The sequence below is a fragment of the Halomonas sp. PAMB 3264 genome (genome assembly GCF_031954245.1).
In the GTDB taxonomy this organism is placed as follows: Bacteria; Pseudomonadota; Gammaproteobacteria; order Pseudomonadales; family Halomonadaceae; genus Vreelandella.
Genome location: NZ_CP134866.1, coordinates 189263 through 205314, shown reverse-complemented (window position 1 = coordinate 205314; position 16052 = coordinate 189263). Strand labels below are relative to the sequence as shown.

Below are 16052 nucleotides of genomic sequence, written 5' to 3'. Positions count from 1 at the left end.
CGACCAAAGTGAAACAGCCCTGGATACCGCAGGTGCTGCGCATATTGCTTGAATTCAGGAGTTCAGGATTTAAACACTTGTTATCAACATTTCAGAATACGTAAATGGCTTTTGCCATAATGGTTGTACCATCGAAGTTATCTGTTTGCCCGTTACTATCCAGGTAAGGCGTATTATCGCTTCTGCCGCGGCGGAAAGAGGAGTTTGGCCCGCCCTTGAGACTGAGCTCAAGCCCAGGAACCGCAGTAGGGGTATAGAAAATCGCTCCACCAACTTCATATTCGTATAAATCCTGCCCCGCATATTCGAAATTGAAACCATAACGAGAGATAAATCCCAGTCTTACTTCCGGACTGTACCGGTGTAGGTAACTCATTGCTATAACGCTTTCTTGATCATTATAAAAGTCTTTAGACAAGCCATTAGCGATGTTGCTATCTTCGCCATATGAATTATTTGAAAGATTGTTTTCAAATCGACCCAAGCTACTCTCTCTTTCTGCTGACACATAAGCATAGCCTAGAGAAAAAATGCCCGAGGACAAGAAGAAGTCGGCCTTTATTTCTGCAATATAAGCATCGTCATCAAAGAACCGATTTTGATCAGACAGCGATCTATAGTTGGATAGTGCATCTACATAAATAAGTTTGGCGGAGAACTTCCTACTTTCTTGAATATTACTATAACTAAAGGACTGGCTTCTTAAGTAGTCCTGACCTTCGCCGATATAGTAATGGAAAGAGTGACCATCTGTGTTATAATCGGCTGCCAAGGTATAAATAAAATCAACATCTTCATTATCTTTTGTCAGCAGACTTTCTCTACCAGAGACATTGGGGGCAGAGTAATCTGTTAAATAGCCCGCTTTAAAATTCCAATTTTCTGATTCCACTTCTGTTGTAATACCATAATAAGCGCTGGAAGTAACACTACCGTCGCGTGATACGGCACCAAAATCTTCTAGTACACGTAGCCCTTCATAGAAATAGACATTAGTACCGTTATCCGTTGAAAACGTCTGTTTTAGAAATGCCTCTGAGACCTTATCAAAGCCTTGAGCACTTCGCTGGCCATCATCGCCCACTTCAGACTGTAAAATACTTTTTGCAAAAAACGTCTCACCATAATCAATCGGCTCAACGGCAAGTAACCCAAAGTTAAAGCCATAGTGATCGTCTACGTAGACCGAATCAAAATCATACGAAGCTGACTGCACCCAGTTCAATATATCTGAGTTTCCGGCCCTATCGTAGCGACCGCTTTGGACATTGTCATAAAAGTTAATAAGACCAAGCGTATGATCACTTTCTTTTACGAAGTCGATGAAATTGGCGCTCGCGTAATTGATAGGCGATAAAATGCATAGTGTGATGGCGATTTTTTTCATACGTTTCTCTTTTATATTTATTTATTAGAAAAAACAGTCACATTAAAGTCGCTATACAGCACTCAACCGATAGCTTCTGTTTGTGATTTCATGAATATTCTTGTAGGAACTTTTTACTTAGCTTTATAACTTATTGATCAGCATGAGTGGCACTCAAGAATTGAGCCGGTTGTCGACGTTTTGTGGACGGTACTAAAAGTTGATATACCATGTTGGCTCCAAATTATTTTTTAGTGGTGCAACTGATTCAATAGCTGTTCATAAACTTGACGGTTAAACAAGCCAGCGCATTTGATAAAAATCATGTTAGAGAAAAAAATATATTCTTTAAATGAATAATATTTCTATCAAGTATTTACGGTATCGATTTGACCGTTGTGATAAATACAAGGCAGATTAGAAAAGCAAGAAAGGTTTGATTCGCCGAGGGCTGAAGCAGCCGGCGCTCGCCGGCCTGATCCACTGGCTTTATCATAGCGCCAGCGCCGCGGCACTCGTGGGCGGCGGCTCGAAACCCAAGCCCGGCGAGATTTCGCTGGCCCACATGGGCGTGCTGTTTCTCGACGAGCTGCCGGAGTTTTCCAGAAGCGTGCTGGAGGTCCTTCGCCAGCCGCTGGAAACCGGCGAAATCCATCTGTCGCGGGCGAGCCACGAGCGCCGCTACCCGGCGCGTTTTCAGCTCGTCGCCGCCATGAACCCTTGCCCCTGCGGCCACCTGGGCGACCCGCGAAGCCGCTGCCAGTGCACGGCCAGCCAGATCCAGCGCTATCAGGCGCGGCTCTCCGGCCCGCTACTGGACCGTATCGACCTTCAGGTGGAAGTCCCCGCCCTGCCGCCGGAGCAGCTCACCGCCCAGACCCAGGGCGAATCGTCCGACGCGGTACGCGAGCGCGTGATGGCCGCAAGAGCGCGTCAGATGGAGCGCGGTGCGCTCAACAGCCAGCTAAGCGGCAAGGCGCTGAAAGCCGCCTGTGACTTGAACGACGAGGAGCGCGCCTGGCTTGCCGAGGTGCTGGAAAACTCAAGCTCTCGGCGCGGGCATATCACCGCGTGTTGCGGGTGGCGCTGACGCTTTCTGATCTACAGGGCGAACCCAAGCCGGGGCAGACGCACCTGATCGAGGCCATTGGCTATCGGCAGCTGGATCGTCTGCTGGGAAAAGGCTGAGCAGTGCCTTACCCCTGATAACGTCCACTCATCACCCACGCCGTCCAGGAGCCGTCGAACAGCGAAAGGTGCTCAAAGCCGGCAAGCTCGGCGGCCACCCACAGGATGCAGGCGGTAATGCCCGAGCCGCAGCTAAACGCCACGTGATCCGCCGGCGATAACCCCCTGTCACGCAATAGTCGCGCAATCTCCTCAGCGCTTTTGAAGTAGCCGTTTTCCAGCACGTCACCAAACGGCAGGTTGCAGGCGCCGGGCACATGCCCGCCTGGAAACTCCGGGCGCGGCTCCGGCGCCTGTCCGGAAAAGCGCCCGGCGCTTCTGGCATCCACCAGCGTGAAGCGCGGTGCGGCGATGTTGGCCTGAACGTCATCCACGCTGACCACGCTCGGGTTGGCCTTGAGTACCGGGGGCGTCGCAAGCGGTGTTGGCTCGCTATAGCCCTGCTGCACCGGAAGCGACTGCGCAAGCCACCCCGGCAGGCCACCGTCGAGCAGCCGGACGTTGGTAAAGCCCGCCTGGGTCAGCAGCCAGTAGGCGCGCGGGGCGGAGAAAACGCCGCGGTTGTCGAAGACGACGATCTCGTCATCGATCGAGAGACCCAACTGCCCGCACGCCTGTTGCAAGGCGTCCAGCGCCGGCAGCGTGTGAGGAAAAGGCGCACTCTGATCAGAAAAGACTCGCTCGATATCGAATTCGAGCGCACCCGGCAGCGTGCAACCATCCTCCGGTACAAAGGAAGCGATGGGACTGTTGGGCAGCGAGGCGTCCAGCACCCTGGGCGGATTGACGCGCTTTAAACGCTCGTTAAGATCAAGTGCGGAAATGAGGATATCAGACATGGGATGAAACTCCTGGTAGTCCGGGAATGGTGGCATTCTCATGACGTCACCCCGGGCTTTTAAGCGCGATGCACACTCAGCCTGCCAACAGACGCAGCCCCATCCAGAGCCCCATGCCAATCATCACCAGATTCTCGGTCAGCGACACGAAGCCCAGTGGCACGTTCTTGCCGCCGCCCACGCAGGCGCACTTGAGCTCGCGTTTATCGATGTAAACCGCCTTAAATACCGAGACCGCCCCTACGCCGCCGGCGAGTAGAGCAAGCGGCGCCGCCAGCCAGATCAAGGCGCCTGCCAACATCAAAAGCCCTGCCAGGGTTTCGATGAAGGGATACGCGTAGGCGTAGGGCACGTAGCGCTGGGCGAGCAAGTCGTAGTTGATGAACATGGTGCTAAAGCTTTGTACGTCCTGCAGCTTTTGCAGGCCCAGCAGCACCATGGCGGTGGCGATAGCGTACTCCGGCATACGAGGCGCCATAAGCGAACCGGTGGCTGTCCAGCTCACCGCCAGGCCGATCAACAGCGCCACGGCAAAAATCGCCAGTACCGGGCGGTAGGTCGTGGCGTTGGGGTCGCGCACGCGAAGACCAAGGTGCTTGCGCACCTCCTCATAGCCGCCGATGCGCTCATCCCCAATATAGGTCTGGGGCGTGGTCTTGACGTTTTCTCGCGCCTTGAAGGCATCGATCTCCTCGCGGGAGGTCAGCCAGTGGTCCTCCACCTCGAACCCCTTGCGCTTCAAAAGATCCACCGTTTTCACGCCGAAGGGGCAGCGGTGTTTGGTCATGTTCATGCGATAGACCCGGGCGGTACCGCGTGTGGTCGTTGCCATCATTCACCTCGCTGAAACTATTGAGCGTGCTATTTACTAGTGTAGACGTTAGGGCGCCCCAAGGCTTTTCAAGCCGCTAACAGCGGGCGCGTTTTCGCGTCAAACCGTAGCCCAGCAGCCCCACCACCGGCCCCGGTACCAAAAGCCAGGCCGCGTCCAGCTGGACACGTTCAAACAGCGCGGTGACGAGGCCGATGGAGACCACGGTGATGGCAAAGCCGATGGCGTTCAAAATGGCAAGCGATGCCCCGACGATCGCCGGCGGGCAGGCCTTTGCCGCCAGCGCCGAGAACTGCGGCGAGTCCGCCACCACCGCCGCGCCCCAGACGAGCAGCAACAGGCCAAGCCCCACCGGCGACAGCGTGCGCCAGAAAAGCGCGAACAGCACGGCGCAGAGGCACGAGAGCGTCAGCATGGATAACGCCACGGCGGCGCTGCCAAATCGGCGCGACAGCGCCCCGCCGACAAGGCACCCCAGCGCCCCGACGCCGATCACGCCAAAGGCCATGCCCGATACGCCAATACCGGACGCGTCACTGGCCAGCACCGAGTTCGCCACTAGCAGCGGCACCACCGTCCAGAAGGCATAAAGCTCCCACATGTGGCCGAAATACCCCCAGGCCGCCGCGCGAAAACCGGGCGCCTTGAACGCCTCGCTGACTTGCAGCGGCGAGCTCGAATCCGCCTGGCGCGCCGGCAGATGCGCGCCGTCACCCAGCATGAAAATCAGCCCCGCGCCCGCCAGCGCCAGCACGGATGACGCGCTGATCACGACCTGCCAGGGAAGATCGGCGCCCAGCTCTTTGAGCCCGTGGGGCAAGGCCGTGCCCAGGGTCAGCATCGCCACCAGTTGGGCCAGCGCCTGGCCGGTGCGTTCCGGGGCCCAGCTGACCACCAGCTTCATGCCCACGGGATAGATACCGGCCAGGCTGAGCCCGACCAGAAAGCGCCAGAGTAGCGCCTCGGTCAACCCTTGAGCGCTCCAGGCGAATAGCGCGTTGCAAAGCGCCCCCAGCAGAGCGCTGGCCACGAACAGGTGGCTTGCGCGAAAGCGGTCGGCAAGCCCGGTCAATGCCAGCGTGAGCGTGCCGAGAATGAAGCCGCTCTGCACCGCGCCGGTCAGCCAGCCGATTTCGGCGGCGCTGACGCTCCAGACGCGGGTCAGTTCTTCAAACGCGCTGTTGGCGCTGAACCAGAGCGAGGTGCCCAGCAGCTGCGCTAGCGCGATGACGGCGACCGGCCGGCGGGCCAGCACGCTCGGTGGATACGAAAAGGGTCGTTGTGCCACCCGCAGCCTCCCGACGAAGTGATGGATGAAGTGTTGGCCGTGAAGAGCCGAGCGCGGCGCCTGGGCTTACAAGCCCGTCGAGTGCGTCAGCGCGCGGGACGCCGCGGCGGTATCGTCGATGCCGCCGTCAGACCCGGCCTCCACGTCATCGAGAAACGCTTCGAGCCGCTCGAACAGTGCCTGGCGAATGGCGATGGACTCGTTCACCAAGTGGTGTTTCGCCTCGGGGTGGCGAAACACCGACGCCTGCGGCAGCTTCTCGGCCAGGATGTCGAGGTTTCGCTCCCAGTCCACCGTGGTGTCCTGCTCGCCCTGAAGAATCAGCGTCGGCAACGCGAGGGGCTCGAAAGCCAGCACCCTGGGAATCCAGCGGCGCATGGCGGACACCCAGACCACGCTCAGGCGCTCGGGCTGCAGCGGGTCGTGCTCGCGCAAAAAGGTGGTGAAGGCTTCGTCAGTGGAGTTTGGCCGGTACTTGCGCGGCAGCTCCTTGACGAAGGGGCTGGCAATGAGGTGCACCCAGCTGGCCTGGCCCCAGCGCCAGGGGCGCACCAGCGGTGCCAGCAGTACGATGGCCGCCCAGTGTGCCGCCTCACGGTGTTCCAGCGCGTCGGTCGCCAGAATCGCCGCGCCGGTGCTCTGGCCGATGCCGATCCACGGCGCCGGGGCCAAATCCGCCGCCTCCAGGGTGTGTTTGACGTGGCTGAAACAGTGCTGGTAGTCCTCGAACTCGTCGATCTCTGCTCGCGGGCCGCTGGAAAGCCCGTGGCCGGGCAGATCCCATAGCACCACCAGCCAGCCGTTCTCCAGCAGGCTTTCGAGCAGATGACGATAAAGCCCGAGATGATCGAAATAGCCGTGCACCACAAAGACTGTGCCCCGGGGCGCCATGGGGCTCCACACCTGACACCAGAGATTGAAGCGGCCGGTATCGATGAACCCGGCGTAGACCGACGGCGTACTTTCGAAAAGCTCGCTGAGCCGGTAGTGATGAAAATAGTCCTGGACCGCGCGGGTCAGCGGTGAGCCGGGGGCCAAATAGTGAAGCGCCGGGGCGCTGGGTGCCTGGCGAAACACCGCTGACAGATGATCGAACTCATGCATGGCGTCTCTCCCTGAGCGATCATGATGCCGCCATGACCGTTGCGCGCTTTATTATCATTTAGTCGAGCATGACTGCGCTTTCGCGTCTACGCTGTTTACAGGCCAAAGCGTTTATGGAACTATTTTCCATAAATAACTGTCTTGAGATCATTACCCTGACATTATCGTTCTGGAACTATTGCGTTCTTGAATTATTGTCCTGACATCATATCGATACTGGCCGTGGCCATCTTTCATCCCCACGGGCACTTTCAGAGGAGAGACCCATGAGCGAGCGTATTACGCGTCACCGCCTACAGGTGGCGGCTGAACTGGACCGCTTCATCACCGAACAGGCGCTACCGGGGACCGGTGTCGATGAAGACGCTTTCTGGTCCGGCGTCGATGCCCTGTTTCATGATCTTACCCCGAAAAACCAGCGCCTGCTGGAAGAGCGTGAAACGCTACAAAAAGCGCTCGACGGCTGGCACAAGGAGCACCCGGGTGCGGTGACCGACATGGCTGCCTACCAGCGCTTCCTAAAAGAGCAGGGCTACCTGGTCGACGCGCCGTCGACGGTCAACGTTACAACGGCCAACGTCGACCGTGAAGTCGCCGTTCAGGCGGGGCCCCAACTGGTGGTGCCGGTCAGCAACGCCCGCTACGCGCTCAACGCCGCCAACGCCCGCTGGGGCAGCCTTTATGACGCGCTCTACGGCACCGACGTCATCTCCGAAGAAGGCGGCGCCGAGAAAGGCACGAGCTTCAACCCCAAACGCGGCGAGAAAGTCGTGGCCTACGCCCGCGGCGTGCTGGACCGCGCAGCGCCCCTGGCCACCGGCTCCCATGCCGATGCGCAGAGCTATACGCTGCGCGACGGCCACCTGGTGGTGCGCCTGGCCGGCGGCCGTGAAACCGGCCTGCAAGATCCGGGCAAACTGATCGGCTTTGACGGCGACGAAAGCGCGCCGAGCTCGATTCTGCTCTCGAACAACGACTTGCACCTCGAAATCCAGATCGACGCCAACGATGCCATCGGCAAGACGGACCCGGCGGGCGTGAAGGACGTGGTCGTCGAGGCGGCGCTGACCACCATCATGGACTGCGAAGACTCCGTGGCCGCGGTGGACGCCGAGGACAAGGTCGGCGTCTACGGCAACTGGCTGGGCCTGATGCGCGGCGATCTGGAAGAGAAGATCGAGAAAGGTGGCAAGACCACCACGCGCAAGCTCAACGCCGACCGTACCTGGAAAACCACCGAGGGCGGCAACGTGACCGTGCCCGGCCGTTCGCTGATGTTCGTGCGTAACGTGGGCCATTTGATGACCACGCCGGCGATTCTCGACGAGAACGGCAATGAATTGCCGGAAGGCATTCTCGACGCCGTGATGACCTCGCTGATCGCGCTGTATGACTTGAAAAAGGACGCCGACCAGCCGCGCAACTCGCGCGCCGGCTCCGTTTACATCGTCAAGCCGAAGATGCACGGCCCGAAAGAGGTGGCGTTTGCCAACGAACTCTTCTCGCGCGTGGAAGACATCCTCGGCATGAGCCGCGACACCCTGAAAATGGGCATCATGGACGAAGAGCGACGCACGACGGTCAACCTGAAAGCGTGCATCAATGAGGCGACCTCGCGCGTGGTGTTCATCAATACCGGCTTCCTCGACCGCACCGGCGACGAAATGCACACCGCCATGGAAGCGGGTCCGATGGTACGCAAGGGCGACATGAAAGCCGCCAAGTGGATCACCGCGTACGAGAAGAACAACGTACAGGTGGGCCTGGCGTGTGGCCTGCGCGGCCGCGCCCAGATCGGCAAGGGCATGTGGGCCATGCCGGATCTGATGCACGCCATGCTCGAGCAAAAAATCGGCCATCCGAAAGCCGGTGCCAACACCGCCTGGGTGCCCTCGCCCACTGCGGCCACGCTGCACGCGCTGCACTACCACCAGGTGAAGGTCGCCGACGTTCAGCGCGAGATGCAAAGCGCCGGCGAAGCCGATCTGCTGGGGGATTTGCTCACCGTGCCGGTCGCCGAGAACGCCCACTGGTCCGATGAGGAGATCCAGCAGGAGCTCGACAACAACTGCCAGGGCATCCTCGGTTACGTGGTGCGCTGGGTCGAGCACGGCGTAGGCTGCTCGAAGGTGCCGGACATTCACGACGTTGGCCTGATGGAAGACCGCGCGACGCTGCGCATCTCCAGCCAGCATATCGCCAACTGGCTGCACCACGGCATCATCGACGAAGCCCGGGTGAAAGAGACCCTGGAGCGCATGGCGAAGGTGGTCGACGAGCAGAACGCCCATGATGCGAACTACACCGCGATGAGCGCCAACTTCGAGGACTCCACGGCCTTCAAGGCAGCGTCGGATCTGATCTTCAAGGGCCGCGAGCAGCCGTCGGGCTACACCGAGCCGCTTTTGCACGAGTGGCGCCAGGTGCATAAAGCGAAGTAAATCGCGCCTTCAATGGAACGAGCGATGAGAGCCCCGGGCAAGTGCCCGGGGCTTTTTTGTGGCATCGTTGCACCCATCCTTCACCGAACACGGAGACAACAACAATGACCGCCATGACCGTCGACGAGATCGAGCAGTTTCTGGACGAGGTATTTCCCCAGCGCATGGGCCGGGTGGAGAGCGTCGGCGAGATGCGCGCGACGATGCGCCTGACGATTGGCCACGAGCATCTGCGCCCCGGCCCGCGGGTGAGCGGGCCGACGATAATGGGCTTTGCCGACGTGGCGCTGTACGTGGCGATCCTGGGCCAGATCGGCCCGGAGCCGATGGCGGTGACCAGCGATCTGAACTGCCACTTTCTGCGCGCTGCCTCCGGCGAGCACGACATCATTGCCCACGCCCGGCTGATCAAGCTCGGCCGGCGCATGGGCGTAGGGGAAGTGCAGGTATTTTCAGCCAGCGACGACGCGCGCCCGGTGGCGCACGTCGTCGCAAGCTACGCCCTGCCGATCAAGGATTAGATCGCGGGCAGCCGGTCGAGCATGCGATCCAGCGTCAGCGGGTAGTCGCGCAGGCGGATGCCGGTGGCGTTGTACATGGCGTTCGCCACCGCCGCCGCGCCGCCGCAGATGCCGAGCTCGCCTACCCCCTTGGCCTTGAGCGGCGTCGCGGCGCCGTCCAGCGTATCGAGGAAGACCACCTCCTGCTCCGGGATATCCGCGTGCACCGCAATCTCGTAGCCCGCCAGATCGTGGTTGGTGAAAAAGCCGCGGGTCGTGTCGATGTTGAGGCTTTCCGAGAGCGCCGCCCCAATCGACATCACCATGCCGCCGAGCACCTGACTTCGCGCGGTAGTCGGGTTGAGAATGCGCCCGGCGTCACAGACCGAGAGCATCCGGCGAAGCCGCGTCTCGCCGGTGTAGGCGTGCACCGCCACCTCGACGAAGTGTGCGCCGAAGGTGCCCAGCTCCATCTCGTCCTGGAAGTCGCCGAAGTGCAGCGTGTCCTCGCCGATGAGCTCTTCGCCGTCGAGCTCGAAAAGCCCCACGTCCTGGTCGCCTGCCAGTACGCGGCCGTTCTCGAAGCGCGGCGACTCGACGTTCAAGCGCTTGCCGATCTCTTTTTGCAGCGCCAAACACGCCGCGTAGACGCCCGCCGTCGAGCTTGCCGCGCCGAACTGGCCGCCGGAGCCGGACGACACCGGGTAAGCGCTGTTACCCAAACGTACGTCTACTTCGTCCATCGTGACGCCCATGGTTTCCGCCACGGTTTGGGCGAGAATGGTGTAGGAGCCGGTGCCGATATCGGTCATGTCGGTCTCGACGACCAGCTTGCCCTCGCTCACGCGCACCCGGGCGCCGGAGTCCATGGTGATCGCGCCGCGGTAGGCGCCGGCCACGCCCTGGCCGATCAGCCACTGCCCTTCGCGCTTGCTTCCCGGCGTCTTGTTGCGCTCGCTCCAGCCGAACACTTCGGCGCCTTTTTGCAGGCACTCGACGAAGTGGCGGTCGCTATAGCGCTTGTGCGGCTCTTCCGGGTTGACCTGGGTGTCGTTGAGGATGCGAAACTCGACCGGATCCATGCCGAGCTTCTCGGCCATCTCGTCCATGGCGATTTCCAGTACTGCCAGCCCCGAGGCCTCACCGGGCGCGCGCATGTCGGCGGATTCCGGCAGGTTCATGTCGATGGCGTGGTGCGCGGTGCGGCGGCTTTCGCCAGCGTAGAAGCAGCGCGTCTGGTTCACCGCGTCCTCGCCGGCGCCGCCCGGCAGGGTGTGGGAGATCGCCGAGTGATCGAAGGCGGTGATGCGGCCGTCCTTGTTCGCGGCGATGCGCAGGCGCTGGACGGTGCCGGAGCGGTGGGTGGCGTTGTTGAAAATGAACGGGCGCGGCAACGCGACCTTCACCGGGCGTTTGGTCTCACGGGAGGCGAGCGCGGCCAGCACCGCGTCGGCGCGCACCCAGAGCTTGCCGCCGAAGCCGCCGCCGACAAACGGGCTCTCCAGGCGGATGGTGTCGGCGTCGATGCCGAAAATCTTCGAAAGCCCCTGGCGGGACCACTCGATCATCTGGTTCGAGGTCCAGAGCGTCAGGTGCTTGCCCTCAGACCAGTCGGCGATGGTCGCGTGAGGCTCCATCATCGCGTGGCTTTGAGAAGCGGTGTGGTAGGTCTCATCCATCGTGACCTCGGCGCGCTCGAACGCGGCGTCCACGTCACCCACTTCTGAAATCACGTCGCGATCCTGAAGCCGCTTCCAGGCATCGTCCAGATCGAAGGTGCCCGGGGTCTGTTCGTACTCCACCTCGATGAGCGACGTCGCCGCGCGGGCCTGCTCAAGGGTATCGGCGACCACCACGGCGATCGCCTGGTGGTAGTGCTCGACGATATCGCCGCCAAAAAGCTTGGCGTCGTTGCTGGCCGGGCGGGGCAGCTCGTCGATGTCGAGCGCGGTGATTACCGCCGCCACGCCGTCGGCGTTGCGCGCCGCCGTGGCGTCCATGCGGGTAATGCGCCCCTTGGCGATGCTCGCGCCCAGCGGATAGCCCACCAGGTGATTCTCTACCACGTCGTTGCGCTCGTAGGCGTAGGGCGCGGTGCCGGTGACCTTCAGCGCGCCGTCGATGCGGGCGTGGGGCTTGCCGATGATGCGCGCACGGTCGAACAGGTTCTCGTCGACTGACTGGTTAAAATCCATACATCACTCCTTGGCCAGCAGAGCCGCCAGCGTGCGTTCGGCAAGCGTCAATTTGTAGGCGTTGTCTTCGGTTGGGCGGGCACCTTCCAGCAGCTTCTCCATGACGGCTTTGGCGCCGTTGGCAAGCTCGGCATCGGCGTTCTCGCGCCGCCAGGGTTTGGGCGCCACCCCACCCAGCGCCACGCGCCCTTCGCCGTTTTCCTGCTCGATCAGCGCCACCGACACCAGCGCAAAGGCATAAGACGCGCGGTCGCGCACCTTGAAGTAGCGCTGCTTGCCGCCGACTGGGGCGGGCAGCACCACGCCGGTGATGATCTCGCCGGGCGTGAGCGCGTTCTCCACCTCCGGCGTGTCGCCAGGAAGCTGATAGAACTCGTCGAGACTCAGCCGCCGAGTCTGGCCCTCGGGGTCGATGGTTTCCACCTCGGCGTCGAGTACGCGAAGGGCGACCGCCATGTCCGACGGGTGGGTGGCAATACAGTGATCCGAGGTACCAATCACGCCAAGCTGGCGGGTGTCGGCGCCCTCGTCGAGGGCGGCGCAGCCGGCGCCCGGCTCGCGCTTATTGCAGGGCATTTTTGGGTCGAAAAAGTACGGGCAGCGAGTACGCTGCAGAAGGTTGCCGCCGGTCGAGGCCTTGTTACGCAGCTGGCTGGAGGCGCCGGCGAAGAGCGCGCGGCTGAGCACCGGATAGTCGCGCTTGATGCGCTCGTCTGCCCCGAGCGCGGTGTTGCTGACCATCGCGCCGATCTTGAGCCCGCCGTCGTCGGTGGCGGTGATGGCATCGAGTCCCGCGTGGGTGATATCGATCAGGTGCGGCGGCACTTCGATTTCGTGCTTCATCAGATCCAGCAGGTTGGTGCCGCCGGCGATGAATTTGCTGCCCGGCACCTCGAAGGCGCGCGCCGCCGCCTGGGCGGCATCGTCGATGCGCTCAAAGGAAAAGGCTTTCATGCGCGCTCCTTGGCAACCTGTTGAATGGCCTTGAGAATGTTGGCGTAGGCGCCGCAGCGGCAAAGATTACCGGACATGCGCTCGCGAATTTCGTCGTCGGTGATCTCGATGGGTCCCGCCAGGTCATCGGTGACGTGGCTCGGGATACCCGCGCGAATTTCCTCGAGCGTCGCTTTCGCCGAGCAGATCTGGCCCGGCGTGCAGTAGCCACACTGGAAGGCGTCATTATCGATGAACGCCTGCTGCATCGGGTCCAGATGCTCGACGTCGCCGACGCCTTCGATGGTGGTGATCTCGTCACCTTCGTGCATGACGGCCAGTGTCAGGCAGGCGTTCACCCGCTCGCCGTTGATGTTCACCGTACACGCGCCGCACTGGCCGTGATCGCAGCCTTTCTTGGAGCCGGTGAGATTCAAATGCTCGCGCAGGGCGTCCAGCAGCGTGGTGCGATTATCAAGCGTTAGCGCGTGGCGCTGGCCGTTGATGGTCAAAGCAACGTTTGAGCGCGTTTGAGCGCTCAAACGTGGCTTCTCGAACGTCGTCGTAGAGGTCATTTTTCATTGCCTTTAATTATGTTCCGATGCCGGGTCACGGTCATGACCGGTTAAGCATAGTCACAATCGGCGCGCTCGGCCCAACGCATCCGATAACCCACATCAAGGATCGTTGACTGGTCTACGCTACACTAACGACTCCCACCCGCGCGGCCCGGCGCCGCTTCACGAGGAACGCATCCTTTCATGCAACATCTGGATCTGAAGGTCATCGAGCAAGCGCTTGCGTGGTGCGATGAAGGCGAGACGATATGGCTCTGCACGGTGCTCGACACCTTCGGCTCCTCCCCGCGGTCGCCGGGGTCCTGGCTTTGTGCGAACGGGCGCGGCGAGCACGCAGGCTCGCTCTCCGGCGGCTGCGTGGAGGAGGATTTTCTCGAACGCCTGGGCCGCGGCGCTTTTGATGCCCCGATCACCCTGACCCGCTACGGCGACGGCGAAAACGCCGTGCCCAACGTGGCGCTGCCCTGCGGCGGGGCGCTGGACGTGCTCATCGAGCGCTTGGCGCCGACGCCGGACACCCGCGCACACCTGGTCAGGCTCCGGGAGGCGCTCCAGGGCCACGAGCCGCTAATTCGCCGGGTCGATACTCAACGCGGTGAGCACGCGTTTCACCCAGCCCCGCCGGTCGGGCCGCGGGTCGAAATCGAGGATGACGTCATCCACCTGCGTGTCTCGCCGGCGCACCGGCTAGTGATCGCAGGGGTTTCACCGATTACGGCGCCCTGCGCGTCCTTTGCCGTCACGCTGGGTTTCGAGGTGATCGTCTGCGACCCGAATGAGGCCGCCTGCCAAGCGTTCAACGTGCCCGGCGCCGAGGTCAGAACCACCCTGCCCTCGACCTATATCTCGAGCCAGACCTGCCACGGCGCTACCGCGGTGGTGGCACTCACCCACGACCCGCGCATCGACGACCTGGCGATGATGGAAGCGGTGCGCACCCAAGCGTTTTATATCGGCGTGATGGGCTCACAGCGCACCTCCAACGCCCGCGCCGAGCGTTTGGCGCGTTCCGGCGGTTTGAGTCAAGCGCAGATCGCCCGTATCCATATGCCCATTGGGCTAGCACTTGGCAGCAAGACGCCTGCCGAGATCGCGCTGGCGGTGATGGCGGATATCGTGCGCGTGCAGCATGGGAAAACGATGGATGCGCTTTGATCAAGGAGCCTTGAAACGTGCAGCGAGACAAGATCATGGCGCTGATGATGGCGGCGGGTTACTCGCGCCGCTTTGGCGCGGCGGACAAACGCGACGCGGTGCTCGGTGACGGCCGCTCGCTGCTGATCGCAAGCCTGGCCAACGCTCGGGGCACGTTTTCAAGCCTTAGGGTCGTGGTGCGCGAGGAGGATGCGCCCACCGGCATCGAGGAGTGCGCGCTGATTCGCGTGAAAAGCGCCCGTCACGGCCTGGGGGCGAGTATCGGCGAGGCGTTCGGGGCGCTGCTCGAGGATCCTTCCGTGTCGGACATCCAGGCCGCTGCCGTGCTGCTCGGCGATATGCCCTATATCCAGCGCGGCACCTTTACCGCGCTGATGGACATGAGTGCGCCGAATATCATCGTCTCCCCCAGCCTCAACGAGAGATCGGGCCACCCGGTACTGTTCGGTCGCGACTTCTGGCCGGCGCTGGCCCGGCTTTCCGGCGGCGAGGGCGCGAGAGCCGTGCTACAAGCCAACGCGGCGCATCATCGGGTATTGCCGGTCGATGATGCCGGCATTGCAATGGATATTGACTGCCCGGCGGATTTGCCTCGTTCATGACGCGTACGCCCCATCCGCGAAGGCGAACGGGGCGACGACCAACCATTATCGCGAATCAATAGGCGGCGTCGGGTTCAAGATACTCCTCGACGTTGTCGGCGGTGATCAAGTCCGCGGCGAGAATCATGCGCGACGGCACGCCATGGTACATATCGCCCAAACGCTCACCCTTCACGCCGTGCACGGCCAGCGCGATCGCCGAGGCAATCATGCTCGGCGGGTAGGTCACGGTGCCCTTGACCATTGGATGGTCGTCGCGAATCATCTCGATCACTCGCTGCGAGCCGCCGCCGCCTACCACGAGCTGGATATCGTCGCGGCTGTTCTCTTCGATGGCTTGAAGCGCGGCGACCAGCACATCGTCGTCACCGGCCCAGATGGCATCGACCTCCGGGTTGCTGCCCAACAGATCCTCGGTCACGCTGAGCGCCTGCTGAGCGTTCCAGTCGGTATTTTGTGAGGCCAGAATATTGATGCCCGGGTAGTTCTCCATGACCTGGTTGAAGGCATCGACGCGCTGGCTATTGATGGGAATCGGCGGGCCTTCGAGCACCAAAAGATTGCCCTCGCCGCCAAGCTCTTCGGCAATATAGCGCGCGGCCTGCTCACCAAGGCCCGGGTTGTCACCGGCGATAAAGACGTTCTGCGCCGGCGTTTCAAGCTCACGGTCGACTACCACCGTGTAGATCCCCTCCTCGTACGCCTCACTAATCACCGCCTGCAGCGTGGCCGGGTTGTAGGGCAGGATCACCAGCGCATCCAGGTTGCGGATCATCAAATCCTCGACGTTGGCGACCTGGGCCGTACCGGAGTTGGCGGACAGCACGGTGAAGCTCACGTCCGGATGCTTTTCGGCAAGCTCTTCGGTGGCCTGTTGGGCCCACCACGAAAGCCCGGCGGTCCAGCCATGCTCGGCGGCGGGCACGGTCACCCCGATGTGGTACTCCTGAGCGCTGGCGCTGAGTGCGGTTCCCATCAAAGCCGTTGCCAGCGCTGTCTTTTGTAGTACGCGTGTCAGTTTCATTGTTATA

The 16052-nt window shown here is 61.5% G+C and carries 13 protein-coding genes and 1 pseudogene; 5 read left to right on the top strand and 9 right to left on the bottom strand.

All coding sequences use genetic code 11. From position 1 onward, the window contains the following. Positions 1–91 precede the first annotated feature (91 nt). Positions 92–1387: a hypothetical protein gene (locus RN347_RS00935; RefSeq protein WP_311959399.1), complete on the bottom strand. Its 1296-nt coding sequence runs from the start codon at positions 1385–1387 to the stop codon at positions 92–94. A 469-nt stretch (positions 1388–1856) separates the two neighbouring features. Here RN347_RS00935 and RN347_RS00930 point away from each other — a divergent pair. Next, positions 1857–2554 (top strand): annotated as a pseudogene (locus tag RN347_RS00930) (ATP-binding protein); the annotation flags it as partial. A gap of 8 nt (positions 2555–2562) precedes the next feature. Here RN347_RS00930 and RN347_RS00925 read toward each other — a convergent pair. From RN347_RS00925 to RN347_RS00910, 4 genes are all read right to left on the bottom strand, one after another. Continuing rightward, positions 2563–3393 carry a sulfurtransferase gene (locus RN347_RS00925; RefSeq protein ID WP_311959397.1) on the bottom strand — a complete coding sequence of 277 codons (831 nt, stop codon included), beginning with the start codon at positions 3391–3393 and terminating at the stop codon, positions 2563–2565. Positions 3394–3469: 76 nt separating this feature from the next. Next, entirely contained in the window at positions 3470–4225 is a 756-nt protein-coding gene (locus tag RN347_RS00920; protein ID WP_311959395.1) for a glutaredoxin, read from the bottom strand. A 76-nt stretch (positions 4226–4301) separates the two neighbouring features. Further along, positions 4302–5513 carry an MFS transporter gene (locus tag RN347_RS00915; RefSeq protein ID WP_311959393.1) on the bottom strand — a complete coding sequence of 404 codons (1212 nt, stop codon included), beginning with the start codon at positions 5511–5513 and terminating at the stop codon, positions 4302–4304. A gap of 66 nt (positions 5514–5579) precedes the next feature. Further along, positions 5580–6617 (bottom strand): alpha/beta hydrolase, encoded by a 1038-nt coding sequence (locus RN347_RS00910; RefSeq protein WP_311959392.1) that lies wholly within the window; start codon positions 6615–6617, stop codon positions 5580–5582. A gap of 266 nt (positions 6618–6883) precedes the next feature. Here RN347_RS00910 and RN347_RS00905 point away from each other — a divergent pair, with 266 nt between their 5' ends. Beyond that, a complete protein-coding gene (locus tag RN347_RS00905; protein WP_311959391.1) occupies positions 6884–9058 on the top strand; it encodes a malate synthase G in 2175 nt (724 codons plus the stop codon). Between the two features lie 104 nt (positions 9059–9162). Next, complete coding sequence (locus RN347_RS00900; protein ID WP_263585492.1) at positions 9163–9579, top strand: PaaI family thioesterase; 417 nt, start codon at positions 9163–9165, stop codon at positions 9577–9579. Here the strand turns inward: RN347_RS00900 and paoC are convergent. From paoC to RN347_RS00885, 3 genes are read right to left on the bottom strand one after another with little or no spacing between them, the layout of a single operon-like run. Continuing rightward, the gene (paoC, locus tag RN347_RS00895) at positions 9576–11753 is read right to left on the bottom strand and encodes an aldehyde oxidoreductase molybdenum-binding subunit PaoC (protein WP_311959387.1); all 2178 of its coding nucleotides are present in this window, start codon (positions 11751–11753) and stop codon (positions 9576–9578) included. The genes RN347_RS00900 and paoC overlap by 4 nt on opposite strands. A gap of 3 nt (positions 11754–11756) precedes the next feature. Next, positions 11757–12707, bottom strand: a complete 951-nt coding sequence (locus RN347_RS00890) for a xanthine dehydrogenase family protein subunit M (RefSeq protein WP_311959385.1) — start codon at positions 12705–12707, stop codon at positions 11757–11759. Then, complete coding sequence (locus RN347_RS00885; protein ID WP_311959383.1) at positions 12704–13261, bottom strand: 2Fe-2S iron-sulfur cluster-binding protein; 558 nt, start codon at positions 13259–13261, stop codon at positions 12704–12706. The genes RN347_RS00890 and RN347_RS00885 overlap by 4 nt, the downstream gene beginning before the upstream one ends. 186 nt (positions 13262–13447) lie before the next feature. On the opposite strand from RN347_RS00885, the gene RN347_RS00880 reads away from it, so the two are divergent. Together RN347_RS00880 and RN347_RS00875 are read left to right on the top strand one after the other, a co-directional pair. Beyond that, the gene (locus RN347_RS00880) at positions 13448–14419 is read left to right on the top strand and encodes an XdhC family protein (RefSeq protein WP_311959381.1); all 972 of its coding nucleotides are present in this window, start codon (positions 13448–13450) and stop codon (positions 14417–14419) included. Positions 14420–14436: 17 nt separating this feature from the next. Next, a complete protein-coding gene (locus RN347_RS00875) occupies positions 14437–15021 on the top strand; it encodes a nucleotidyltransferase family protein (protein ID WP_311959379.1) in 585 nt (194 codons plus the stop codon). A 55-nt stretch (positions 15022–15076) separates the two neighbouring features. Here the strand turns inward: RN347_RS00875 and RN347_RS00870 are convergent, their stop codons facing one another. Further along, a complete protein-coding gene (locus RN347_RS00870) occupies positions 15077–16045 on the bottom strand; it encodes a substrate-binding domain-containing protein (protein ID WP_263585503.1) in 969 nt (322 codons plus the stop codon). Positions 16046–16052: the final 7 nt, after the last annotated feature.

Coding starts and splice junctions, on each gene's coding strand:
- RN347_RS00935 (WP_311959399.1), bottom strand. CDS start 1,387: ATGAAAAAAATCGCCATCACACTATGCATTTTATCGCCTATCAATTAC.
- RN347_RS00925 (WP_311959397.1), bottom strand. CDS start 3,393: ATGTCTGATATCCTCATTTCCGCACTTGATCTTAACGAGCGTTTAAAG.
- RN347_RS00920 (WP_311959395.1), bottom strand. CDS start 4,225: ATGGCAACGACCACACGCGGTACCGCCCGGGTCTATCGCATGAACATG.
- RN347_RS00910 (WP_311959392.1), bottom strand. CDS start 6,617: ATGCATGAGTTCGATCATCTGTCAGCGGTGTTTCGCCAGGCACCCAGC.
- RN347_RS00905 (WP_311959391.1), top strand. CDS start 6,884: ATGAGCGAGCGTATTACGCGTCACCGCCTACAGGTGGCGGCTGAACTG.
- RN347_RS00900 (WP_263585492.1), top strand. CDS start 9,163: ATGACCGCCATGACCGTCGACGAGATCGAGCAGTTTCTGGACGAGGTA.
- paoC (WP_311959387.1), bottom strand. CDS start 11,753: ATGGATTTTAACCAGTCAGTCGACGAGAACCTGTTCGACCGTGCGCGC.
- RN347_RS00890 (WP_311959385.1), bottom strand. CDS start 12,707: ATGAAAGCCTTTTCCTTTGAGCGCATCGACGATGCCGCCCAGGCGGCG.
- RN347_RS00885 (WP_311959383.1), bottom strand. CDS start 13,261: ATGACCTCTACGACGACGTTCGAGAAGCCACGTTTGAGCGCTCAAACG.
- RN347_RS00880 (WP_311959381.1), top strand. CDS start 13,448: ATGCAACATCTGGATCTGAAGGTCATCGAGCAAGCGCTTGCGTGGTGC.
- RN347_RS00870 (WP_263585503.1), bottom strand. CDS start 16,045: ATGAAACTGACACGCGTACTACAAAAGACAGCGCTGGCAACGGCTTTG.